The sequence below is a fragment of the Desulfovibrio aminophilus DSM 12254 genome, from assembly GCF_000422565.1.
Classification (GTDB): Bacteria; Desulfobacterota; Desulfovibrionia; order Desulfovibrionales; family Desulfovibrionaceae; genus Aminidesulfovibrio; species Aminidesulfovibrio aminophilus.
Genome location: NZ_AUMA01000010.1, coordinates 178,649 through 201,078, shown reverse-complemented (window position 1 = coordinate 201,078; position 22,430 = coordinate 178,649). Strand labels below are relative to the sequence as shown.

Here is a 22,430-nt window from a genome sequence, read left to right as displayed (position 1 = left end):
CCAGGTGAAAAAAGCCCCCGGCCGCCGACGCGGCCGGGGGCTTTTTCACCTGGCGGGGGGTCAGAATCCGTTGATCCGCTCCAGAACCTTGTACAGGCCCTGGGTGCCCAGGTTCTCCAGCCCTAGGGCCTGGGCCGCGATGTAGAACTGCTGGACCAGGGCCAAGCCGGGCAGGGAGAGGTTCATGGCCCGGGACTCGGCCAAGGCGATGCCCATGTCCTTGACGAAGTGCTTGATGAAGAAGCCTGGGTCGAAGTCGCCCTTGGCGATGCGGCGGCCCAGGTTGTTGATGGACCAGGATCCGGCGGCCCCGCTGCCGATCACGTCGATGACCGGGTCCAGGGGCAGCCCGGCCTTGCGGGCGTAGAGCAGGGACTCGACCACGCCGATCATGGTCCCGGCGATGAGGATCTGGTTGCTCATCTTGGTATGTTGGCCCGCTCCCGGGCCGCCCATGAGCCGGACGTTCCCGCCCATGCGCTCGAAGAGCGGGCGGACCCGCTCGAAGACCTTGGGTTCGCCGCCGACCATGATCGCCAGGGTGGCCTCGCGCGCCCCCAGATCGCCGCCGGACACCGGGGCGTCCAGGGCCGCCAGGCCGCGCTTCCCGGCCTCGGCGTGCACGCGGACCGCCAGGGACGGCTCGGAGGTGGTCATGTCCACCACCACGGAGCCGGGGGCGGCCGCCTGGACCACGCCGTCCGGACCCAGGAGGACCTCTTCCACGTCGCGGGGAAAGCCCACGATGGAGAAGATCACGTCGCTCTCCCGGGCCACCTCGGCCGGGGAGGAGCAGATCACCGCGCCCTGGGCGGCCAGGGCCTCGGCCTTGGCCCGGGAGCGGTTGTAGACGCGGGCCGGATACCCGGCCTTGAGCAGGTGGCCGCACATGGAGCGGCCCATGACGCCTGTCCCGATCCAGCCGACGCGGATGTCGCTCATGCGGATTCTCCTGGAATGTCCTTGGCCTCGGCCGTGAACGCGGACCAGAGGGTCTCGTCCAGGGTCGGGTGGGGGAAGATGAGGTTCTCGGCCTGATCGCGGGTCCAGCCGTCGCGGACCATGAGCGCGGCCGTGGTGGCCATGCGCGAGACGTCGTAGCCCAGGGCCGTGACCCCGGCCACGCGGCCCTCGGACCAGATCACCTTGACGAAGCCCTGGGTCTGGCCGTGGGCCTGGGCGATGGGGTTGGCCGCCAGGGGCGCGGCCGAAACCTTCACTGCCCGGCCTTCCTTGAGGAGTTCGCCGGGCAGGCGCCCCACGCGCAGCACCTCCGGGGAACCGTAAAGGATACTCGGCACCGGCCCGGAAAGGTAGGGGGCGTCCGTTCGGCCTGCCGCGTGCCGGGCGATGTAGCGGGCCTGGTGCGAGGCCGCATGGGCCAGGAGCACGATGCCGTTCACGTCGCCCGCCGCGTACACGTCCGGGGCCGCGCGCAGGTGGTCGTCCACGGGAATGAAGCCGCCGCGCCCGGGCGTGACGCCCAGGGCCTCCAGGCCCAGGCCCTCGGTGTTGGGCCTGCGGCCCACGGCCACCAGGGCCTTGTCCGCGACGATCTCCTGGCCCGAGTCCAGGGTCAGGGCCGCCTTGCCGTCACGGGTGACCAGGGAGGCCACCTTGACGCCCAGGCGCACGTCCCATTTCCAGCGCTTGAGCTGGCCAAGCAGGGCCGCCGAGACCTCGGGGTCCTCCTGGGCCGCCACGCGGTCCAGGGCGTCCACCAGGGTGATGGAGCAGCCGAAGCGGTGGGCGGCCTGGGCCATCTCCAGGCCGATGAAGCCCGCGCCCACCACGATGAGCGAGGCGGGCATGGCCGTGAGCTCCAGGAAGCCGGTGGAGTCGAGCACGGCCCCGCCGTCCGGGGTGAGTCCCGGGAAGGACGACGGCCGCGAGCCCGTGGCCAGGAGCAGCTTCGCGTAGGGGATCTCCCGCGCGCCCTCCGGCCCTTGAACCTCCACGGTCCCGGGCCGAAGCACACGGCCGTCGCCCTGGACGAACTCCACGCCCAGGGCGGTCAGCTTCTGGCGCATGGCCTTGCGCGTGGCCTCCAGGAGGCGGTCCTTGCGCGTGACCAGCGCGGCCAGATCGGTGCGGATGGAGCCCTCGGCCAGGCGCAGCTTGGCCTGGGCCGCCAACTCCTCCACGGCCGCCGTGGCCCCGAGCAGGAGCTTGGTGGGGATGCAGCCCCGGTTCAGGCAGGTGCCGCCCAGGGCGTCCCGCTCCACCAAGATCGTCTTCAGGCCCAGGGAGGCGGCCTCCAGGGCGGCCTCGTAGCCGGCCGGGCCGCCGCCCAGGACCAGAAGGTCACAGGTCATCGGTGAGCTCCATGTTGCGGGCCGCCGCAGTCTCGTCCAGGCGCTTCACCGGCAGGGTCACGGGCGCGGCCTGCACCGCCGCCGGATCGCTCTCGGCCTGTTCCAGGATGGCGATGAGGTCGTCCACGAACTGGTCCATGGTGGCCTTGCTCTCGGTCTCGGTGGGCTCGACCATGATCGCTTCCTTGACGATCAGCGGGAAGTACACCGTGGGCGCGTGGTAGCCCTTGTCCAGGAGGGCCTTGGCGATGTCCAGGGCGCGTACGCCCTTCTTGGCCTGCTCCACGGCCGAGGCCACGAACTCGTGCATGCAGACGCGGTCGTAGGGCACCTCCAGGTTTTTCTCCAGGCGCTTGCGCAGGTAGTTGGCGGCCAGCACGGCGTTTTCCGAGGCCCGCGTGAGGCCCTCGCGGCCCAGGCGCAGGATGTAGGCGTAGGCCTTCAGGGCCACGCCGAAGTTGCCGTAGAAGGGCGCCACGTAGCCGATGGACTTGGGCTGGTCGTAGTCCAGGAAGTACTGCCCGTCCTCCAGCTTCTTCACGCGGGAGATGGGCAGGAAGGGCACGAGTTTTTCCGAGACGCCCACCGGACCGGAGCCGGGGCCGCCGCCGCCGTGGGGAGTGGCGAAGGTCTTGTGCAGGTTCAGGTGGACCACGTCGAAGCCCGCGTCGCCCACACGCATCTTGCCCAGGATGGCGTTCAGGTTGGCCCCGTCGTAGTAGAGCAGGGCGTCCTTGGCGCGCAGGATGGAGACGATCTCGGGCAGGTGCTTCTCGAACAGGCCCAGGGTGTTGGGGCAGGTCATCATCATGCCCGCCACGTCGTCGCTCATGACCTTGGCCAGCTCGGCCGGGTCCACGATGCCGTCGCAGGAGGGGATGTTGACCACCTCGAACCCGGCGATGGTGGCCGAGGCCGGGTTGGTGCCGTGGGCCGAGTCCGGGCAGATGATCTTGGTCCGCTTGCGGCCCTTGTCCCTGTGGTAGGCGGCCATGATCATGGCCCCGGTGAGTTCGCCGTGGGCCCCGGCCATGGGGTGCAGGGTGAAGGCGGCCATGCCGCAGATCTCACAGAGCAGCTGCTCGAGGTGGTGGATCACCTCCAGCGCGCCCTGGCAGAAGCGGCCCGCGCCCTTGAGCTGGGGCAGGAGCGGGTGCAGCCGCGTGAACCCCGGCAAGGCCGCGGCCGTCTCCGTGAACTTGGGGTTGTATTTCATGGTGCAGGAACCCAGAGGATAGAAGTTGCCGTCCACCCCGAAGTTCTTGCGCGACAAGCGCGTGAAGTGACGCACCACGTCCAGCTCGGAGACCTCCGGCAGGTCCGCCGGGGCCCCGCGCAGCATGTCCTTGGGCAGGAGGGTCGCGGCGTCGGCGGCCGGGGCCTGGGGCCAGCAGCCCTCGCGGCCGGACACGGATTCCTTGAAGATGGTCTTCATGCCAGCATCCCTCCCAGCATCTCGGCCAGGATGCCGATCTGCTCCTTGCCGGTCTTTTCGGTGCAGGCCACCAGCAGGCAGTTTTCCAGGCCCTGGTAGTAGCGGCCCAGGGGGAACCCGGGCACGTAGCCCCGGGCGGTGAGCGCGTCAACGACCTCGAAGGCGTTCACCGGCAGGCGCACGGCGAACTCGTTGCCGAAGGGCGCGTCGTTCATGAGATCCACCCCGGGCAGGGCGGTCAGCCGCTCGGCCGCGTAATGGGCCCGCTCCACGGAGAGCAGGGCCGTGCGTTTGAGGCCCTCCTCGCCCAGCAGGCAGAGGTGGACCAGGGCGCGCAGGGCGCAGAGGGCCTGGTTGGAGCAGATGTTCGAGGTGGCCTTCTGGCGGCGGATGTGCTGCTCGCGGGCCTGGAGGGTGAGCACGTAGCCTGTGCGGCCGTCCAGATCCTTGGTGCGGCCCACGATGCGGCCGGGCATCTGGCGGATCATCTCCTTCGTGCAGGTCATGATGCCGAGGTAGGGGCCGCCGAAGGAAAGCGGCAGGCCCAGGCTCTGGCCCTCTGCCACGGCCACGTCCGCGCCCATCTGGCCGGGCGTCTTGAGCACCGACTGGAGCACGGGATAGGCCGAGACCACGGAGACCGCGCCGTTGGCCCGGGCGGCCTGGAACAGCGCGGTATAGTCGGCCAGACAGCCGAAGAAGTTGGGGCTCTGCACGAGCACGGCGGCGGTCTCGCCGTCCACGGCCTGGGCCAACCCTGCCAGGTCCGAGCGGCCCTGGCGGTGGGAAACGGTGACGAACTCCAGATCCAGGTTGGCCGTGTAGGAGTCGAGCATGACCCGGTAGATGGGGTTCAGACCTTCGCAGACCACCAGCTTGCGCCGCTTGGTTTGGCGTACGGCCATCATGGCCGCCTCGAACAGAGCCGTGCCCCCGTCGTAGACGCTGGCGTTGGCGCAGGCCATGCCGAGCAGGCGGCTGACCGCCGTCTGGTACTCGAAGATGGCCTGGAGCGTGCCCTGGGACGCCTCAGGCTGGTAGGGCGTGTAGGCCGTATAAAACTCGCCGCGCGAGGTGAGCGCGTCCACGGCCGCTGGCACGTGGTGGTCGTAGAAGCCCGCGCCGAGGAAGCTCACTTGGCCGGAGACGTTCTTCCCGGCCAGACGTTCCAGGTGGGCCAGAACCTCCATCTCAGACTTGCCTGAGGGCAGGTCGAAGCTCTTGGGCCGCATTTCCGGCGCGATCTCGGCGAAGAGGTCCTCCACCGAAGCCACCCCGATGACGGCCAGCATCTCCCGGATCTCTTCCGGGGTATGGGGCACGAAGGGCATGGAAAACTCCTGGGTTAGTGGGCGGAAGCGGCGGCCACCTGTTCGTAGGCCGCTGCGTCCAGCAGGCCTTCGGGCGCGGCGGTGAGCTTGACCTTGAGCATCCAGCCCGCGCCGTAGGGGTCCTGGTTGACTTTCTCGGGAGCCGAGGCCAGCTCCTCGTTCACTTCCAGCACCTCGCCCGTGACCGGGGAGTAGAGTTCGCTGGCGGCCTTCACCGACTCCACCGAGCCCATCTCGGCCCCGGCGCTCACCTGGTCACCCACTCGGGGCAGGTCGACGAAGGTCAGGTCGCCCAGCTGCTCCTGGGCGAAGTGGCTGATGCCCACGATGGCGACGTCGCCTTCGATCTTGGCCCACTCATGGCTTTTCGTGTACATGCGGTCAGAGGGAATCATGGCAATCCTCCTTGCGATTCCATTGGGGAGCCCTGCATACCACGAGCGCTGGCGGTCTGAAAACCCCGTTGAGGCCGAGCGCCGTCGACCGCGACGGGTTTTTTCGCTTCCGGCCGTCTTCGCGGTGTACGGAGTGGCCTGAAGATGTGCCGCAAGTGGCATGATTGTAGTTGAAAATACCACGCTTCAGGACTATTCTCACGGCATGGAGCAGAGAAAACCGCATGATCCGCTTTCCGGGCCCCGGCAGCGGCTGGAAGTGCGGGCCGGAGGCCGGGCCTACGTACTGGAGCGTACGGCCGACCTGGAGAGCCTCTGGGAAGGCATGGATGCGGAGCAGTTCGGCGATGATGAGCGCTTGCCCTATTGGGTGGAGCTTTGGCCTGCGGCTTTGCTCCTGGCCGACTGGATCGCCCGCGAACCGGGCCGGGTCGCCGGGCGGACCTGCCTGGACCTGGGCTGCGGCCTGGGGCTCACGGCCATCGCCGCCGCCGACCGAGGCGGTCGGGTTCTGGGCCTGGACTACGAGTATCCGGCGCTGGCCTTCGCCCGCGACAACGCCCGGCTCAACGGCGTGGACGTGCTCTGGACCCACATGGACTGGCGGGAACCGGGCCTGGCCGAAGGGGCGTTCGAGCGCGTCTTCGGAGCGGACATCCTCTACGAGCGCCGCTTCTTCGAGCCCCTGGAGCGGCTGTTCCGCCAAGTCCTGGCCCCGGGCGGGGCGATCTGGATCGCCGAGCCCGCGCGGGAGATATCCCTCGGGGTCTGGAACGAACTGCGCGACCGGGGCTGGCGCGCGGAGCGGCTGACCACGGAATCCGTCCCCGCCGCCACCGGCGGGGGCTATTCGGCCACGGTGCATCTCTGGGAACTGACACGGCAAACCTGAAAGGAGCCGACATCATGGGCAAGACCATTCGTTTCGGCGTGTCCCTGGACTCCGACCTGCTGGACCGCTTCGACCGCGTCTGCGAGGAGAAGAGCTATCAGACCCGTTCCGAGGCCATCCGCGACCTCATCCGCAACATGCTCGTGCAGCGCGAGTGGGAGGAGGCCAAGGGCGAACTGGCCGGAACCCTCTCCCTGGTCTACGATCACCACCACAGCGGCCTGACCCAGAAGCTCCTGGAAATCCAGCACGACGTGCATGACGTGATCCTCTCCACCCTGCACGTGCATCTGGACCACCATAACTGTCTGGAAGTGCTCGTGCTCAAGGGCCCGGCGGACAAGATCAAGACTCTGGGTCAGAAGCTCATCTCCTCCAAGGGCGTGAAGCACGGCCAGTTGGGCCTGACCACCACGGGACAGGATCTGCTCTGATGGAGGACGTGCAGAAGCATCCCGCGCCGGTGGCCATGGCCATCGACCGAGTGGGAGTCAAGGATCTGCGCCTGCCGCTGGTGGTGCGTGACCGGGCCGAGGGCTCCCAGCACACCGTGGCCCGGGTGGAGCTTTCCGTGGATCTGCCCGAGCGTTTCAAGGGCACCCACATGAGCCGTTTCGTGGAGGCCCTGGAGAACTTCAGCGAGGAACTGGACTACGCCTCGTTCAAGAAGCTCCTGGCCGACATCTGCGGCCGTCTGGAGGCGCGCACGGCCTTCGCCCGCTTCACCTTCCCCTATTTCCTGCGCCAGACCTCGCCGGTGAGCGGCAGCCGGGGGCTCATGGGCTATACCTGCCACGTGCGCGGGGAGTATCGCGACGGTCGCCTGGACTTCACCCTGGGCGTGGACGTGCCGGTGATGACCGTCTGTCCCTGCTCCAAGGCCATCAGCCGCGAGGGGGCCCACAGCCAGCGGGCCGAGGTGCGTGTGCGCGCGCGTTTCAAGGGCTTTCTCTGGTTGGAGGATCTGATCGAGATCGCCGAGCGTTCCGGCTCCTCGCCGGTCTACACTCTGCTCAAGCGCGAGGACGAGAAGTACGTCACCGAAACGGCCTTCGCCCAGCCGACCTTCGTGGAGGACGTGGTGCGCACGGCGGCCAAGGGCCTCTCCGAGCACCCCCGCATCACTTGGTTCCAAGTGGAGGTGGAGAGCTTCGAGTCCATCCACGACCACTCGGCCGTGGCCGCTATTGAAAGGACAGTGGAAAAGAGCTAAAAAGGATATCAAGGACGAAGACCATGAACATCGACACGAGCGCCCAGGCCCTTGGGGCCTTCAGCGTGGCCCAGCAGGTGTCGGCCAACAACGTGGCCAACGTGAACACCGAGGGCTTCCGGTCGAGCCGCGTGGACTTCGAAACCACGGCCGAGGGCGGCGTGGCCGTGGCCGACATCCGCCGCAGTTCGGAACCCGGTCCCCTGGCCTCCACCACCAAACTTGAGACCGACGCCGGGCGGACCGAGGCCGTGCCCGCCTACGTGCAGGGAAGCAACACGGATATCGCCCGGGAGATGGTCGGCATGGGCGTGAACGAGGCGGCCTTCAACGCCAACGCCTCCGCCGTGCGGGCCTGGGACCAGATGACCGGCAACCTGCTGGACATGGTCGTCTGAGCGGCGAGGAGAGGCGGCGCGAGGCCGCGTGAAACGGGTGAGCCCGCATGAGCGCCCAGGCGCCGGCGGGCTCCAATCGTGTCCGGCGCATGGAGAAGCGATGATCGCCAAGAGCGTGAAGACCGATTTCGACGTGGTCGTGGTCGGCGGCGGCCCGGCCGGGCTGTTCGCCTCCTACTGGCTGGCCGAGCACTCCGGCCTGTCCGTGCTCATGGTGGAGAAGGGCAAGCCCCCGCACAAGCGCGAATGTCCCATCGCGGGCGCGCGGCGCTGCATGAAATGCCGTCCCTGCAACATCCTCTGCGGCATCGGCGGGGCCGGACTCTTCTCCGACGGCAAGCTGAATTACATCCACAAGCTGGGCAAGACCGACCTGACCCAGTTCATGGACGAGCCCGAGGCCGTGGCGCTCATCGCGGAGACCGAGGCCATCTTCGACCGTTTCGGCATGGACGGCCAGGTCTTTCCCACGGACATGGAAGCCGCCAGGGCCATCCGCCAGACGGCCAAGAAGAACGGCGTGGACCTGCTGCTCATCCGCCAGAAACACCTGGGCAGCGAGAACCTGCCCCGGCACATCACGCGCATGGCCGAGTACATCCGGGACAAGGGCGTGATCATCCACACCTCGGAGGAGGTCCGCGACGTGCTCGTGGCCGACGGCGAGGTGCGGGGCGTGACCACCAACCGTGGCGAGTACACCTGCCGCAACGTGATTCTGGCCCCCGGCCGGGTGGGGGCGGAATGGGTGGGCGGCGTGGTCCGCAACCTCGGTATCGGCGTGTCCCAGCGGGGCATCGAGGTGGGCGTGCGCGTGGAGGTCCACAAGGACATCATGCGGGATCTCTGCGACATCATCTACGACCCGACCTTCTTCATCCGCACCGCCAAGTACGACGACCAGACCCGCACCTTCTGCACCAACCAGGGCGGCTTCGTCTCCCTGGAGAACTACCAGGACTTCGTCTGCGTCAACGGCCACGCCTACATGGACAAGAAGTCCGAGAACACCAACTTCGCCTTCCTCTCCAAGGTGGTGCTCACCGAGCCGGTCTCGGACAACCAGGCCTACGGCGAGTCCATCGGGCGGCTGGCCACGCTCATCGGGGGGGGCAAGCCCATCCTCCAGCGCTTCGGCGACCTGAAGCGCGGACGCCGCAGCACCTGGACGCGGATCAGGAACAGCTTCGTGACCCCCACGCTCAAGGACGTGGAGCCCGGCGACATCGCCATGGCCCTGCCCGAGCGCATCCTGACCAACGTGGTCGAGGGGTTGGAGAAGCTCAACCAGGTGGTGCCCGGGGTGGCCAACGACGAGACCCTGCTCTACGCCCCGGAGATCAAGTTCTTCGCCACCCAGGTGGACACCGGGAACAAGCTGGAGACCAAGGTGCGCGGGCTCTTCGTGGCCGGAGACGGCCCCGGCGTGGCCGGAAACATCGTCTCGGCGGCGGCCACGGCGCTCATTCCGGCCAAGGAGATCCTGGCCCGATCCCTCGGCTGACGCCTCGCGAAACACCGCGCCCGCACCTGGCCGGGGCGGTGTTTTTTCCCGTTTCGGGCGTGCCGTCGCCTGGGCTTTTCGCCAAGGCCATTGACTTTGCGTCATTTCATTGACAGGGAGAGAGGGAATTCTGGGTCATCGGCACGGAGGCGGCATGGCTTTGCATCTGGACGGCATCATCGGCAACAGCCCGGTTCTCCACGAGGTCTACCGCGTCCTGCTCAAGGTCGCGCCCACGGACAGCACCGTGCTCGTCACCGGGGAATCCGGCACCGGCAAGGAACTGCTCGTGCGGGCGCTGCACCGCAACAGCCGCCGCCGGGAACGCCCCTTCGTGCCCATCAACTGCGGCGCCATCCCCAAGGAACTCCTGGAATCCGAACTCTTCGGCCACGAGAAGGGGGCCTTCACCCACGCCATCCGTTCCCGGCCCGGCCGCTTCGAGCTGGCTGACGGCGGGACCATCTTTCTGGATGAGATCGGGGACATGGACCTGAGCCTCCAGGTCAAGATTCTGCGTGCGCTTCAGGAAAAGGAAATCGAGCGCGTGGGCGGCACCCAGATCAAGAAGGTGGACGTGCGCGTGGTGGCCGCCACCAACCGCGACCTGGAAAAGGACGTGGCCGCGGGCAAGTTCCGCGAGGATCTCTTTTACCGCCTGAACGTCATCCCCCTGCACCTGCCTCCCCTGCGCGAACGGGACGAGGACGTGCTGCTCCTGGCCGAGTATTTCCTCGGCCGTTTCTGTTCCGAAAAGGGCCGCCCGCGGCTGCGTTTCGAGGACAAGGCCCGGGACATGCTCCTGGCCTATGCCTGGCCGGGCAACGTGCGCGAGCTGGAGAACTTCATGGAGAGGCTCTCCATTCTCTGCGACGGGGAGCGGATCGAGCCCGCCGACCTGCCGGAGAAGATCTGGCGCGACGTGGGCGAGGAGCCGCCCAAGCGGGAGCCGCCCGCTGTCGCCCGCCCGGCCGGGTTCGCTTGGCCTTGTCTCAAGGACATGCGGGACAAGGACATGGGGCTCAAGGATTTCCTGGATGAGATCGAGGCCCGGCTGCTGGACGAGGCCCTGGGAGAGGCCGGGGGAGTCAAGAACCAGGCCGCCGAGATTCTGGGCATCAAGCGCACGACCCTGATCGAGAAGCTCAAGAAGCGCAAGGGTGGCGAGGCGGAGCCGGGCTAGGCCCGGGCCGCGGGGAGGGCTTTCGTGAGGATAGCACGCTCCTTGCATAACCGCGCGACGTGACCGTGAAAAAACTTCGGAAGGCTCCATCGGCGCTTGCCGCCGTCCTTCTGGGGTGGCTCGTCTGCGCCTCCCCGGCTCTGGCCCTGCGTCTGGAATCCCAGGCGCGCGGCGACGCCGACGTCTTGACCTTCGCCTTCGATTCGACCCCGCCGTCCTTTTCCGTGTCCCGCAGCGGGGCCCAGGAGATCACCGTGTCCCTCGGGGCCGACCCCTGGAAGGCTGAGAGCCGTCCTTCCGGCGCTGGAGGCGGGCGGCTGGTTTCCGGCGTGGAGCCCGGCGCGTCCGGTCTGCGCATCCGCCTGAACACCAACGCCTTCGGCTACGTCACCGCGAACCGTCCCGGCGGTTTTCAGATCACCGTCTTCCGTGATCCCCTCGGAGCCCGCTGGGGCCGCGAACGCACGGCGGCCGCCGTGGAATCCCCCGCACCGGTTCCCGCGGAGCCGCGCAAGGCGGAGCCCGCGCCCAAGGCCAAGACCAGGGAGCAGGCGAAGCCGAAAGCCGAGGTCAAGCCAAAGGCCGAGGCCAAGCCGAAGACGGAAGCCAAAGCCAAGGTTGAGGCCAAACCCAAGGCCGATCCGGTCCGGCGGGAGGCCGCGTCCACTCCGGCACAGCCCGCGGCGCAGGCCGCGCCTGTCGCCGCCGAGCCGCGCCGCGCGGCCGAGAAGGCCCCGGCTGGACCGGTGGTGGTGCAGCCGAGCAAACGCGGCTCCGCTCCCGCCGTGGAGACGGAACTGCCCATGCCCGGAGCTGCGGGAGACGCCGCCCCCGGGCAGGAACCGTATTTTTCCGTGCCGTATTCCGTGCGCACCCAGCTGGGCCCGGGAGATCCCGGCGGGAATGGAACCGTGGGCCAGATGCTCCCGGCACCCGAGGCGCGCGAGGTGCCTGTGGGCCCGGACGGCGAGGTCCGCTTCAAGGCCGTGAGCAAGGGGCCCGAGGAGGTCCGTCTGGCCGAGCTGGCCGGGGGCTCCCTGCCGGTCCAGCCCGTCGGAAACGGCTTCGGAGAGGTCAAGGGCCAGGCGAGCGGTGGCGTCCTGCCCCCGGTTCCGGCCGCCGAAAGCTCGGCGGAGGTGCCCATGCCGGACATGAGTTCCGTGCCCACGGGGCCCGTGCTTCCTGCTCCTCCGGCCGCCCCCAAGGCTCCTTCCCAGGCCAAGGCCGAGGCTCCGGTCGAGCCGCCCCCACCGGTGAACGTGGTGCCCGGAGCGCCTGAAGCGGCCCCGCAGGCTCCGCCGGTGGAGCCGCCCAAGCCGGAACCGGCCCATGCCGAGTTGCCGCCGTCCGACAACGCCACGGCCGCCGCCCCCGAGGGCAACGCCACGGCCGGGGAACTGGCCGGGTCCGAGCGCGAGACGTATCTGCGGGAGACTCTCTACACGGCCGAGGGCCAGATGGCCAACGGCGACCTCAAGGGCGCGAAGGAGTCGTTGCAGGGACTTCTGGCCGCCCCGGACCTGCCCGTCGACGTGCGCGAGGACGCCCTTTACGACATGGCCGACACGGTCTACCAGATGTACCGGGATTCCATCCGGGACCACTTCCCGGAGATATCCAAGGCGTACAACGAGGCCATGAACGCCAACCTGAACTCGCCTCGGGTTCCGGCGGCCCTGCTCAACCTCGGCCTGCTGAACCTGAAGGTGGACAACGTCCCGGAGGCCACGGCCTATTTCAATCTCCTGAAGAAGAAGTACCCGGAAGACACCAACGTCCCCTACATCGACTACTATTGGGGCGAGTACGCCTTCAACAAGGGCAATTACGCCGAGGCGGCGCGTCGGCTCCAGACCCTGATCCAGCAGCACCCGGACATTCCGATCATCAAGCAGGCCTCCTACTTGCTGGCCAATTCGCTCCATCTTCTGGGCTACAACGAGCAGGCCTTCCAGATCACGGATTACATGGACAAGCGCTGGCCGCTGCTCTACATGGAGAATCCCCGTTTCCTGAAGCTCGCCGCCGACGTGGAGAACTCCCTGGGCAAGCTCAAGGAGGCCAAGGATCACTACTGGACCTACTACAACCTGAATCCCCAGGCCCAGTTGAACGACATCGTCCTGGCCCGCGTGGCCGACATCTATCTGCGCGATGGCCGCAAGAAGGCCGCCAAGGATATCTACGACAAGGTCATCAAGGATTATCCCGACGCTGAGGGCGCGCTGGTGGCCAAGATGCGCCTGGCCGAGGAGGGCATCTACGACGATCCCACCGAGCCGGTCATGGCCTCGGTCTTCGACCGCCCCTACAACGTGCGGCCGAGGGACACCTACATCGAGATCGCGGAAAAGCATCCGGACAGCCCATTGGCCCCCTTGGCCCTGCTCAAGCTGGCCATGTGGAACGCCTGGAACAAGCAGTACGGCGACGCCTTGGGCGCGGTGCAGGATCTCCTGGACCGTTACCCCAAGAGCGAACTGGTTCCCAAGGCCCGGGAACTGGGCGACAAGACCTTCACCCTGGCCGTGCCGCAACTCATCGCGGATCAGAACTACGGGCGCGTGGCCCAGTGGTGGGAGAAGTACAAGTTCGTGGACCAGGGCAAGGTGGACGACGACACCCGCCTGGGCGTGGCCACCTGCTACTGGAAGACCGGCGAACACGACAAGGCCCTGGGCCTGATCCGACGCTACCTGACCAAGAATCAGGTTCCCAAGTATTCGGAGATGGCGCTCAATCTGGCCAGCAACATTTTTCTCGAGACCGGGGCCTGGACCCGGCTGGACGAGTTGGCGGCCATGGCCCGCCGGAACTGGAAGATTCCCAGGAACCTGGAGCAGCAGTTGGACTACGCCCGGGCCATGTCCCTGGAGAATCTCAACGAGCCGAAAAAGAGTCTGCCCATCTGGGCCCAACTGGCCGCCGACGTCACCGTGGACGCGAACGCGCGGGCCAACGCCATGTATTATCTGGCCAAGGCCAGCATGGAGAAGCAGGATCTGCGTCGCGTCTTCGCCTACTCCCAGGAAGCCCTGTCGCTCCTGCTCCAGACCAAGGGCGACAAGGACAAGATCAAGGACGCCATCCTCATGACCGTGTTCGCCACGGAGCATTCCGGCCGCTACGAGGAAGCCCTCAAGTGGGCCTCCGAGTATGACAAGTACATTCCCGAGAGCGATCCCGAGTGGGCCTCCATGCACTTCCGGCTGGCCAACATCTACCGCAAGGCCGGGGCCGTGGACGAGTGGCGCAGGATCATGACGGACATTCAGACCAAGAAACCCGACAGCCTTTACGGACGGATGGCCGCCTCGGCCATCGAAACGCAGGCCCTGGAGCAGAAGGCGCGGGAATACGCGCCCGTGCCCAACTAGGGCGACAGGAGGCATTCATGGACAGAAAACCCATCGTGGCCGGACAGTTTTACACCGCCGAGCCCCAGGCCCTGGCCGCCGAAGTAGCCCGCTTTCTGTCCGTCGCCGAAGGCCGTGCCGACAAACCAACCCTTCTGGCCATGGTCCCTCATGCGGGCTACGTCTTTTCAGGAGCCGTGGCCGGGGCCACCCTGGGCCGGGCCGATCTGGCCGACACGGTGATCCTGCTCGGCCCCAACCACACCGGCATGGGCAGCCGCTACGCCGTCTGGCACATGGGCTCCTGGCTTTTTCCCGGCGGAGGATTGGCCGTGGACGAGGAATTGGCTGAAACCCTCATCGCCCGCGATCCGCGCCTGACCCCGGACCGCACCGCGCACCTCAACGAACACTCCCTGGAGGTGCTCGTGCCCTTCCTGCGGTCGATCAATCCGGACATGCGCATCGTGCCGATCTGCGTGGGCGGAGGCGGGGCCCGCGAACTGATGGACGTGGGTCTGCGCCTGGCCGAAACCCTCAAGGCCCGCAAGACGCCCGTGTCCTTCGTGGTCAGTTCGGACATGAGCCACTATGTCTCGCGCGAGGAAGCCGAGGCCCGGGATTCCCTGGCCCTGGAGGCGATCAAGGCCCTGGACCCGGAGGCGCTTTACGAGGTGGTGCGGGCCAACGGGATCACCATGTGCGGCGTGCTGCCCATGGTCCTGGGGCTGAGCGCGGCCAAGGCCTTCGGAGCCGGCGCAGTCGAGGTGGCGGCCTACAGCACTTCCGGCGATGTGAACGGAGACATGAGCCGGGTGGTGGGCTACGCCGGGGTTCTGGTGAGCTAGCCTGGGGTCTCCGGCGCACGGCCGGAGCGCTCACGCACGATTCAGGAACGGCCTTCGAAGCCGATCTCCGGCACGCCGTCCCGGACGATCAGGGGGATGCGGCGCGACCCCTGTCCCAGGCTGAGCATCTCCTTCAGGTTGGCGGGGTCGGTTTCCACGTCGCGGAATTCCGCCTTCGGGCCGTAAGCATCCCGGGCGCGGCGGGTGAAGGGGCATTTCTCCCGGCCGTAGATGACGACCTTCGGCCGTCTTCTCTCCGTCATCGCAGCACCAGCCAATTTTTTCCCGGCAGGCAGTCCAGAAGCATCTGGAAATGCCGCTCGGCCCTGGGCGTGACCAGGAAAACCTTGCGTTCACGGCTCCAGGCCGCGAATTGGCGGTAGGGCAGCCGGTCGGCGTCCGGGGTCGGGGCGGTTTCGCGCCAGATCCGCACGGGGCGGGCGCGCAGCCCGGGATGGCGGCGCTCCAAGTCTTCTATCGGGTTCTCGTCTTCAAGGCAGAGCACCGGCACGAGGCCGCCTCGCGCTCGCTCCTGCTCCAACTGGCAGACGTTGCGGGCCTGGAGCAGGCTCAGACGCCATTGTTCCAGAAGCTCCACGGCCAGTTCCAGGCGTTCCCCCTGGGAGAGGCCAGCGGTCTGGGCCAGATAGTCGCCCTGGGCGTGCAGCGCGCGAACCATGGGATGGGCGGCGGCCTCGGCGTCCTGTTTGCGCCAGCGGCAGAAATTCAGAAAATCCAGGTTGTCGCGGACCATTTCCAGGTCGCGCAAGAGCTTCATTTTGTGTTTGAGCAGCTGCACGCTCTCGGGGGAGGACAGGGCCGCGTCCACCTTGGCCAGGACTGCCGCGCGGTCCACGGCGGGCAGGGTTGCCGAGAAATCCTCCTCGGGAAGAGGGAAGAAAGTCGGGTCCAGAATGCCCTCGCCGGTGATGTTGCAAAAGCGTGCGCCGTTTCCCCGGGATATCTCCCGAGCGAAGAGGGTCGCCTCGTGGGCCGATGCGAAGTAGGGCAGTCGGGTGGTGGCGGCGCGGCCGTGTACATCCGGCACGGTGAAGTCGTTCAATCCCACGAGAATCGGGCTGTCCGGCGGGTAGGCGGGCAGCGGCGCGGCCGGGCCGTCCCCGTGGTATTGCCCGTTGGGCCCGAAGGACAAGTCGGCTCCGGCCACCAGCACGAGAGGCGCGGCCAGGGCCTCGGCCAGACCCAGGCAGGGAAGCAGGGAACTGAGCCAGGATTCCCGGAGACGCGAAGGGTTGGGCAGAACCTCGCGGTCGAAGCTGTCCATGAAGAAGACGCCCCGGAAGCGCTCGGCCACGGCATGCACCGGAGCCAGGGACAGGGCCACCAGGGTGCAGCCGGGCAGGGTGCGCTCCGGCGGCAGGAAGAGAGTCTGCCACCAGCCAGTGTCCAGCTGGACCAAAAAATCCGGTTCGACCCCGTTGCCCAAGCAGAAATCCATGGTGCGCGCGATGCAGGCAACCAAACAGACGCGGGAGAGCGCCTTGAGCCGAGGCGCCAGACCGCGCAGTGAAGGCCCGGGCAGGACCAGGAGCAGGGGGTGGCGGATCCGCGCCCGGGCCAGGGCGTCCGTGAGCGGGGAGCGCAGCAGCAGAGGAGCGTTGCGGCAGCGATTGATTTCGTTGAGGATGTTCGGTGGTTTGGGGCCGTAGAGGCCGCAGGGGTCAGGGATGTTGGCGTTGCGCGGGTAGTGGACGAACTTGCAGAAGAGCCAGGCAAGGTGGCGCTGAATGCGATCCGCGACCACCTTGTTTTCCCGATAGGCTTCCCGGGAGATGAGGAAGTGCAGACCGTCCTTCAGCTCTTCAGGGCGCACGGTTTGGGCCCGGAGCAGATCCTTCTCGTCGAGGTTCGTGAACAGCAGAACCCGGCCCGCGGGTTTGGCGGCCGGAGCACCGAGGCAGACGAGCAGGGCCTCCGGTGGGATCGACCCCGGCTGGTCGATGTAGGTCTGGATGTGCATGCGCGCTGCGTGCCTCCCAGGTTGGCGGTCTGGGGGGCAGCATAGCCTCGGCCGGGATCGCGGGCAAGGCCGGAGAGGAGGGAAAGGAAAGGGGCGGCCGCGCGGCGGCCGCCCCCAAGGTGCGTGCGTTTGGTCCGAAACTAGCGGCGCGGGCGGTCCCGGCGGTCGTCGCGGCGGCCGCCTCGGCGATCCCCGTTTTCGCGGGAAGACGGGGGACGGCGGAACTCGTCCAGGTTGACCTCCTGGCCGGCCTGCTCCATGAGCCAGGCCTTGCGGGAGAGGCGGATGCGGCCGCCGGCTTCCAGTTCGATGACCTTGACCCAGACCTTCTGGCCGAGCTGGAGGAGGTCGGTGACCTTCTCGATGCGCTCCACGTCCAGCTGGGACACGTGCAGCATGCCCTCCACGCCGGGCAGAACCTCCACCAGGGCGCCCACCTCGAGGAGCTTCTTGACCGTGCCCTCGTAGTTCTTGCCGGGCTCCGGAGTCTGGTCGTAGTACTGGACCATCTCCTTGGTCTTCTCCAGCGATTCCAGCGTCGGGGCGAAGATGGAGACCTTGCCGGAGTCCTCGATGTCGATGTCCGCGCCGGTCTCGGCGGTGATGGCCTTGATGTTCTTGCCGCCGGGGCCGATGACGCTGCGGATTTTCTCGGGATTGATGTGCAGCACGGCCATCTGCGGAGCCAGGTCGGAGAGTTCCGGCCGCGGCTTGGCCAGGACCATGCCCATGTGCTCGAGGATGTGCAGGCGGGCGTCGCGGGCCTGGGCCAGGGCGCGGCGCAGCACGTCGGACGGGATGCCCGTGGAGAGCTTCACGTCCATCTGGATGCCGCTGATGCCGTCCTTGGAGCCCGCCACCTTGAAGTCCATGTCGCCCAGGGCGTCCTCGTCGCCGAGAATGTCCGTGAGCACGAGGTAGTCGTCGCCCTCCTTGGTCAGGCCCATGGCGATGCCGGCCACGGGCTCCTTGATCGGCACGCCCGCGTCCATGAGGGCCAGCGTCGCGCCGCAGACCGTGGCCATGGAGGAGGAGCCGTTGGAGTCGAGCACCTCGGAGACCACGCGCAGGGTGAAGGGGAACTCGTCCGGGCTGGGCAGAACCTGGGAGATGGAACGCTCGGCCAGGGCGCCGTGGCCGATGTCGCGGCGCGAGGGGCCGCGCATGGGCCGCACTTCGCCCACGGAGTAGGACGGGAAGTTGTAGTGCAGCATGAAGCGCTTGGATTCCTCGCCGGTGAGGGTCTCGATGCGCTGTTCGTCGCGGCTGCTGCCCAGGGTGGCGGTGACCAGGGCCGTGGTCTCGCCGCGCCGGAAGAGGCAGGAGCCGTGGGTCATGGGCAGGACGCCGACCTCGATGGACAGGGGGCGCACGGTCTTCAGGTCGCGGCCGTCGATGCGCACGCCCTCTTCCTTGATGCGCGTGCGCATGAGCTTCTTGCCCAGGGCCTCGACCACGTTCTTGGCCAGCTTGGCCTTCTCCGGCTCGGCCGCGAACTTTTCGGCCACGGCTTCGAGGGCCTTGGATTCGGCTGCGGATTTGGCCACGCGGCGGGCGGTCTTGGCCGGGATGGCCAGGGCGGCCTTGAGTTCGTCGGTGGCGATTTCGGCCACGTAGGAAACCAACTCGGAGGCCGGTTCAGGGGCCGTGACTTCGATCTTGGGCTTGCCGCACTTGGCGCGCAGCTCATCCTGCAGGTCGAGCAGGGGGATGATCTGCTTGTGGCCCCATTCCAGGGCGTCGGCGATGAGGTTCTCGGACAGGAACTGCGCACCGCCCTCGACCATGACCACGGCATCGCGGGTGGCCGCGAAGATGAGGTTCAGACTGCTCTCGTCTTGGGCCCGGTGGTAGGTCGGGTTGAGCACGAATTCGCCGTCGATGTAGCCCACGCGGGCGCCCGCGATGGGGCCCAGGAAGGGCATGGGGGAGAGGTGCAGGGCGGCCGAGGCGCCGGTCAGGGCCAGCACGTCGGGGTTCGTGTTGCGGCCCGCCGAGAGCACGGTGGCGACGATCTGGACTTCGTCGGCGAAGCCCTTCTTGAACAGCGGGCGGATCGGACGGTCGATGAGGCGGGAGACCAGGGTCTCGCGCTCGGAGGGGCGGCCGATCTCGCGGCGGAAGTAGCTGCCGGGGATGCGTCCGGCGGCGTAGGACATCTCCTGGTAGTGGCAGGTCAGGGGGAAGAAGCCCTTGTCCTCGGGCAGGGGGGCGGACACCGCCGTGACCAGGACGACTGTGTTGCGGCACTGAATCCAGACCGAGCCGTGGGCCTGGTTGGCCATCTTGCCGGTTTCCAGGGCGATCTCAATGCCGCCCGTCAAGGGGGTGGACAGGCGCGTTTTTTCGAAAGGTACCAACATGTTCGTTCCTCTACTGTTTGGGATGCGGGTCATTGCGCCGTCTCTCCCCGGAACGTGAGAAGGCTTGGGAAAGGGCTCTTGCCTCGGCAAAAGCGCTTTCCGCAGCCAACCACGCACGCTGCCGGGACCATCCCGGCCCGGGGGGGCCTTCGCCTCGCGCTCCTTGCGCGGGGTCGGGCCTGGCGCGGAAACATCCCCGGGGACGCCGTCGTCCCCGGGGATTGAAACCGAATGTGCCGGTCGTCCGGCTACTTGCGGATACCGAGACGCTGAATCAGGTCGCGGTAGCGCTGGATATCCTTGTTCTTCAGGTAGTTGAGAAGCTTCCGGCGCTGACCGACCAGCTTGAGCAGGCCGGTGCGGGAGTGGAAGTCCTTCTTATGCACCTTGAAGTGCTCGGTCAGGTAGGTGATCCGCTCGGTGAGCAGGGCCACCTGCACTTCCGGAGACCCGGTGTCCCCTTCGTGCCGCTTGTATTCCTCGATGATCTTGTTCTTGCCTTCGGCGTCCAAAACCACAGCGCTATCCTCCAGGTTGGTGTTCAACTCGCCGAACCGGGGCCCTTGTCGCGGCGTGGCGCTTCCTCGCTCCACAGTCCCCGCAGGATGACCCAGCACAAGTTTCCGTCCTTGGCCTGAGCTTCCACCAGCGCCAGAGGGCTGCCGCCGGGCTCCAGAAAGACCGCGTGGTCTCCAGGAGCGGCGTGCCCCTCGGCCTCCGTCTCGGCCACCGGCAGCCAGGCTCCGTTTTTGACCTGGGCGGCCAGCGTATCGCTCAAGCGGAGCCGGGACCAGTGGGGGAGCGCCTCGGCCAGGGGGATGACCCTCTGGGCGAAACGCTCCGGCTCGCCAAGGACGGCCTCGAGATCGTGGGCCTGCTCCAGTCCGAAGGGCAGGCTCGCCTCGCGGGTCAGTTGCGTCATGATGGCGCCGCAACCCAGTCGCATCCCCAAGCTGTGGACCAGGGAGCGTACGTAGGTGCCCGCCGAGCATCTGACCCGGAATCTCGCCGTCGGAAGGGCTATTTCCAACGGTTCGGCATGGAAAACCGTGACGGCCTTGCTTTTCACGGGCACGTCCTCGCCGGCCCGTGCCAGCGAGTAGAGCGGTTTCCCCTTATGTTTCGCCGCCGAATAGGCGGGTACTTCCTGTTCTGTCAAGTCCTTCCAGGCTTCAACCGCCTGGGCCACCTCCTCCGGGGAGGCCGTCACCTCCGAGCGCGCGAGGATCTTGCCCTCGGAGTCGTAGGTGTCGCTGGTGAGCCCGAGCGTGAATTCGCCGGAATAGATCTTCTCCCCCCCCGTCAGGTAGGAAGCTATCTTTGTACCCTGTCCGAGCAGGACAAGCAACACCCCCTGGGCCAGGGGGTCCAGGGTGCCGGCGTGACCGATTTTGAACTGGCCCAGGCCGTGCTTGATCCGGTTCAGGCAGGCCGCCGAGGTGGGGCCGGTCGGCTTGTTCAGCACGAGCAGGCCGTCCAGCTGGCGGGGATCGTGGCGGTTGCGGCGGCTCACTGGCGATCCTTCAGGCCGGGCATGCGCCCCACGGCCTCGGTCAGGTTGGTCAGGACCGTGCCCAGCGGGGCTTCGATCATGGCTCCGGCGGCGTTCCTGTGCCCGCCGCCGCCGAATCCGGCGGCCACGGCCCGCACGTCGTCCGCGCCTTGGGAGCGCAGGCTCAGCTTCCAGCGCTCCGGCCCCTCCTGGCGCACCAGCACACAGACCCGGGCGCCGCGCAGGCGGCGGAGAAAATTGACGAACTCCTCGCAGTCTTCGGACGTGGTCCCGGTTCCGTCCAGGTCGTCTCGGGTGACCACGGCCAGGGCCATGCGGCCGTCGTGGCGCAGCACCAGGCTGCCCAGAACCCGCCGCCACAACTCCAGCCGCCGGGGCGACCACTGGTTGCTGATCCGGGCGTTGACGCCCTCCAGATCCAGGCCGCCGCGCAGCAGCTCGGCGCTCAGCTCAAGGACTTCGGGAGTGGTGTTGCCGTATGTGAAGTGGCCGGTGTCCGTGACCACGGCCAGATACACGGCCTCGGCCAAGCCGCCGGTCAGGGGCGCGCCCAGCTCACGAGCCAGCTTGGCGACCATGGCTCCCACCGCCGGCTCGGCCGGATCCACCCAGTTCACGGCCCCGAAGTCGGGATTGCCCAGGTGGTGGTCGATGTTCACGGTGCGTTCGGGATCGAGTCGCGCGGACAGCTCGGAGCCCAGCCGTTCCGGCGCGCCGCAATCCAGGGTCACGGTCCAGTCGGGCAGAACCTCGGGCAGACGCGTCGAAAGCGGCTCGGGCAGGGCCAGCCAGGCGTAACGCTCGGGCAGGCCCGAGGGATTGTAGAGCACCACGTTCTTGCCCAGGGCCCGTAGCAGGAACCCCAGAGCCGCCGTGGCGCCGATGGCGTCGCCGTCGGGATTGACGTGCGAGGCCACCAGAAACGAGCGGTTATTCTTCAGTATTTCCGAGATTTCCCGGATGGGGCTTGGCATAGACCATGTCCTCGAGAAAGGTGTCATGCACGAAACGCAGTTCGGGCAGGTAGCGGAGCTTGAGGCGCTTGCCCAGGAGTCCGCGCAATCGGCCGGAGCATTTTTCCAGCGCCGTCACGGCGTCCTTGAGACGATCTTCGCCGACGGGCAGGGTGAAGAAGACCTCGGCGATGCGCAGATCCTTGTTCATGCGCACGCCGGATAGGGTGACCATGTCCAGCCGGGGGTCCTGGATGTCCTCCAGAAGCATGCCCGCCAGTTCGCGCAATATCTGGTCGCCCAGCCTGACCGAACGGCGGGAGTCGGTGGTCTTCATCTCATTCCTCCGGAGAGCTGGAAAAAATTTCGGTCTCGCAGTGGACCAGCTCGGCCTCGGCGGCGGCTTCCACCAGGTTCAGGGCCTTGGCCAAGCGACCCTCCACGACTTTCGTCTCGTTGCCCACCGTGACCGCCGCCAGCACGAGGCGTTCGTGGGAATCCAGGGCGTCCACTTCGGAAACGGCCAAGTTGAAGCTGTTGCGGAGCTTCTGTTTGAGGCTTTGGGCCACCTTGCGCTTGCCCTTGAGCGAGTCGTTGCCGTGGAGCCGGAAATCCAGGGTGAGCGTGCCGATGATCATATCATGATTCCTGGGGGCTCCGTCCACAAATCCCGGCCAGGGGCGCGGCGTCCCCGGGATACCTTCCGCAGGAATCCGGGGGGCCGCCGGGGCCCCCCGGGAAGTGTTCGCA

General features: G+C 67.4%; 21 protein-coding genes. 8 read left to right on the top strand and 13 right to left on the bottom strand.

From position 1 onward, the window contains the following. Positions 1-60: 60 nt before the first annotated feature. From H587_RS0108750 to gcvH, 5 genes are read right to left on the bottom strand one after another with little or no spacing between them, the layout of a single operon-like run. Complete coding sequence (locus H587_RS0108750) at positions 61-942, bottom strand: NAD(P)-dependent oxidoreductase (RefSeq protein ID WP_027175949.1); 882 nt, start codon at positions 940-942, stop codon at positions 61-63. Next, positions 939-2,315, bottom strand: coding sequence for a dihydrolipoyl dehydrogenase family protein (locus H587_RS0108745; RefSeq protein ID WP_027175948.1), 1,377 nt, complete (start codon positions 2,313-2,315; stop codon positions 939-941). The genes H587_RS0108750 and H587_RS0108745 overlap by 4 nt, the downstream gene beginning before the upstream one ends. Then, entirely contained in the window at positions 2,305-3,750 is a 1,446-nt protein-coding gene (gene gcvPB, locus H587_RS0108740) for an aminomethyl-transferring glycine dehydrogenase subunit GcvPB (protein WP_027175947.1), read from the bottom strand. Before gcvPB ends, H587_RS0108745 begins: the two co-directional genes overlap by 11 nt. Next, positions 3,747-5,081, bottom strand: a complete 1,335-nt coding sequence (gcvPA, locus tag H587_RS0108735) for an aminomethyl-transferring glycine dehydrogenase subunit GcvPA (protein WP_027175946.1) — start codon at positions 5,079-5,081, stop codon at positions 3,747-3,749. The genes gcvPB and gcvPA overlap by 4 nt, the downstream gene beginning before the upstream one ends. Positions 5,082-5,095: 14 nt before the next feature. Further along, entirely contained in the window at positions 5,096-5,476 is a 381-nt protein-coding gene (gcvH, locus tag H587_RS0108730; RefSeq protein ID WP_027175945.1) for a glycine cleavage system protein GcvH, read from the bottom strand. A 205-nt stretch (positions 5,477-5,681) separates the two neighbouring features. On the opposite strand from gcvH, the gene H587_RS17905 reads away from it, so the two are divergent. From H587_RS17905 to amrB, 8 genes are all read left to right on the top strand, one after another. Next, on the top strand, positions 5,682-6,368 hold the full coding sequence (locus H587_RS17905) for a class I SAM-dependent methyltransferase (RefSeq protein ID WP_034608896.1): 687 nt from the start codon (positions 5,682-5,684) through the stop codon (positions 6,366-6,368). Between the two features lie 14 nt (positions 6,369-6,382). Then, positions 6,383-6,802 carry a nickel-responsive transcriptional regulator NikR gene (gene nikR, locus H587_RS0108720; RefSeq protein ID WP_027175944.1) on the top strand — a complete coding sequence of 140 codons (420 nt, stop codon included), beginning with the start codon at positions 6,383-6,385 and terminating at the stop codon, positions 6,800-6,802. Then, positions 6,802-7,581, top strand: coding sequence for a GTP cyclohydrolase FolE2 (gene folE2 / locus H587_RS0108715; protein WP_027175943.1), 780 nt, complete (start codon positions 6,802-6,804; stop codon positions 7,579-7,581). Before nikR ends, folE2 begins: the two co-directional genes overlap by 1 nt. Before the next feature lie 23 nt (positions 7,582-7,604). Next, positions 7,605-7,979: a flagellar basal body protein gene (locus H587_RS0108710; RefSeq protein ID WP_027175942.1), complete on the top strand. Its 375-nt coding sequence runs from the start codon at positions 7,605-7,607 to the stop codon at positions 7,977-7,979. Positions 7,980-8,079: 100 nt separating this feature from the next. Next, positions 8,080-9,483 carry an NAD(P)/FAD-dependent oxidoreductase gene (locus tag H587_RS0108705; RefSeq protein ID WP_027175941.1) on the top strand — a complete coding sequence of 468 codons (1,404 nt, stop codon included), beginning with the start codon at positions 8,080-8,082 and terminating at the stop codon, positions 9,481-9,483. Positions 9,484-9,637: 154 nt separating this feature from the next. Continuing rightward, entirely contained in the window at positions 9,638-10,666 is a 1,029-nt protein-coding gene (locus H587_RS0108700; protein ID WP_027175940.1) for a sigma-54 interaction domain-containing protein, read from the top strand. Positions 10,667-10,731: 65 nt separating this feature from the next. Beyond that, complete coding sequence (locus tag H587_RS0108695) at positions 10,732-14,043, top strand: tetratricopeptide repeat protein (RefSeq protein ID WP_084630553.1); 3,312 nt, start codon at positions 10,732-10,734, stop codon at positions 14,041-14,043. A gap of 17 nt (positions 14,044-14,060) precedes the next feature. Then, a complete protein-coding gene (gene amrB / locus H587_RS0108690; protein WP_027175938.1) occupies positions 14,061-14,870 on the top strand; it encodes an AmmeMemoRadiSam system protein B in 810 nt (269 codons plus the stop codon). Between the two features lie 41 nt (positions 14,871-14,911). On the opposite strand, the gene uxx1 is transcribed toward amrB, so the two are convergent. From uxx1 to H587_RS0108650, 8 genes are all read right to left on the bottom strand, one after another. Next, positions 14,912-15,133 (bottom strand): UXX-star selenoprotein family 1, encoded by a 222-nt coding sequence (gene uxx1, locus H587_RS0108685; protein ID WP_027175937.1) that lies wholly within the window; start codon positions 15,131-15,133, stop codon positions 14,912-14,914. Further along, complete coding sequence (locus H587_RS0108680; RefSeq protein ID WP_027175936.1) at positions 15,130-16,851, bottom strand: motility associated factor glycosyltransferase family protein; 1,722 nt, start codon at positions 16,849-16,851, stop codon at positions 15,130-15,132. The genes uxx1 and H587_RS0108680 overlap by 4 nt, the downstream gene beginning before the upstream one ends. A 140-nt stretch (positions 16,852-16,991) precedes the next feature. After that, the gene (gene pnp / locus H587_RS0108675; RefSeq protein WP_027175935.1) at positions 16,992-19,214 is read right to left on the bottom strand and encodes a polyribonucleotide nucleotidyltransferase; all 2,223 of its coding nucleotides are present in this window, start codon (positions 19,212-19,214) and stop codon (positions 16,992-16,994) included. A 248-nt stretch (positions 19,215-19,462) separates the two neighbouring features. Continuing rightward, positions 19,463-19,732 carry a 30S ribosomal protein S15 gene (gene rpsO / locus H587_RS0108670; RefSeq protein WP_027175934.1) on the bottom strand — a complete coding sequence of 90 codons (270 nt, stop codon included), beginning with the start codon at positions 19,730-19,732 and terminating at the stop codon, positions 19,463-19,465. Positions 19,733-19,755: 23 nt separating this feature from the next. Beyond that, the gene (truB, locus tag H587_RS17900; RefSeq protein WP_051202588.1) at positions 19,756-20,727 is read right to left on the bottom strand and encodes a tRNA pseudouridine(55) synthase TruB; all 972 of its coding nucleotides are present in this window, start codon (positions 20,725-20,727) and stop codon (positions 19,756-19,758) included. Further along, positions 20,724-21,701 carry a DHH family phosphoesterase gene (locus H587_RS0108660; protein WP_027175933.1) on the bottom strand — a complete coding sequence of 326 codons (978 nt, stop codon included), beginning with the start codon at positions 21,699-21,701 and terminating at the stop codon, positions 20,724-20,726. The genes truB and H587_RS0108660 overlap by 4 nt, the downstream gene beginning before the upstream one ends. Beyond that, a complete protein-coding gene (gene rbfA, locus H587_RS0108655; RefSeq protein WP_027175932.1) occupies positions 21,658-22,017 on the bottom strand; it encodes a 30S ribosome-binding factor RbfA in 360 nt (119 codons plus the stop codon). Before rbfA ends, H587_RS0108660 begins: the two co-directional genes overlap by 44 nt. A gap of 1 nt (position 22,018) precedes the next feature. Then, positions 22,019-22,318, bottom strand: coding sequence for a DUF503 domain-containing protein (locus tag H587_RS0108650; protein WP_027175931.1), 300 nt, complete (start codon positions 22,316-22,318; stop codon positions 22,019-22,021). Positions 22,319-22,430 lie beyond the last annotated feature (112 nt).

Coding starts and splice junctions, on each gene's coding strand:
- H587_RS0108750 (WP_027175949.1), bottom strand. CDS start 942: ATGAGCGACATCCGCGTCGGCTGGATCGGGACAGGCGTCATGGGCCGC.
- H587_RS0108745 (WP_027175948.1), bottom strand. CDS start 2,315: ATGACCTGTGACCTTCTGGTCCTGGGCGGCGGCCCGGCCGGCTACGAG.
- gcvPB (WP_027175947.1), bottom strand. CDS start 3,750: ATGAAGACCATCTTCAAGGAATCCGTGTCCGGCCGCGAGGGCTGCTGG.
- gcvPA (WP_027175946.1), bottom strand. CDS start 5,081: ATGCCCTTCGTGCCCCATACCCCGGAAGAGATCCGGGAGATGCTGGCC.
- gcvH (WP_027175945.1), bottom strand. CDS start 5,476: ATGATTCCCTCTGACCGCATGTACACGAAAAGCCATGAGTGGGCCAAG.
- H587_RS17905 (WP_034608896.1), top strand. CDS start 5,682: ATGGAGCAGAGAAAACCGCATGATCCGCTTTCCGGGCCCCGGCAGCGG.
- nikR (WP_027175944.1), top strand. CDS start 6,383: ATGGGCAAGACCATTCGTTTCGGCGTGTCCCTGGACTCCGACCTGCTG.
- folE2 (WP_027175943.1), top strand. CDS start 6,802: ATGGAGGACGTGCAGAAGCATCCCGCGCCGGTGGCCATGGCCATCGAC.
- H587_RS0108710 (WP_027175942.1), top strand. CDS start 7,605: ATGAACATCGACACGAGCGCCCAGGCCCTTGGGGCCTTCAGCGTGGCC.
- H587_RS0108705 (WP_027175941.1), top strand. CDS start 8,080: ATGATCGCCAAGAGCGTGAAGACCGATTTCGACGTGGTCGTGGTCGGC.
- H587_RS0108700 (WP_027175940.1), top strand. CDS start 9,638: ATGGCTTTGCATCTGGACGGCATCATCGGCAACAGCCCGGTTCTCCAC.
- amrB (WP_027175938.1), top strand. CDS start 14,061: ATGGACAGAAAACCCATCGTGGCCGGACAGTTTTACACCGCCGAGCCC.
- uxx1 (WP_027175937.1), bottom strand. CDS start 15,133: ATGACGGAGAGAAGACGGCCGAAGGTCGTCATCTACGGCCGGGAGAAA.
- H587_RS0108680 (WP_027175936.1), bottom strand. CDS start 16,851: ATGCACATCCAGACCTACATCGACCAGCCGGGGTCGATCCCACCGGAG.
- pnp (WP_027175935.1), bottom strand. CDS start 19,214: ATGTTGGTACCTTTCGAAAAAACGCGCCTGTCCACCCCCTTGACGGGC.
- H587_RS0108660 (WP_027175933.1), bottom strand. CDS start 21,701: ATGCCAAGCCCCATCCGGGAAATCTCGGAAATACTGAAGAATAACCGC.
- rbfA (WP_027175932.1), bottom strand. CDS start 22,017: ATGAAGACCACCGACTCCCGCCGTTCGGTCAGGCTGGGCGACCAGATA.
- H587_RS0108650 (WP_027175931.1), bottom strand. CDS start 22,318: ATGATCATCGGCACGCTCACCCTGGATTTCCGGCTCCACGGCAACGAC.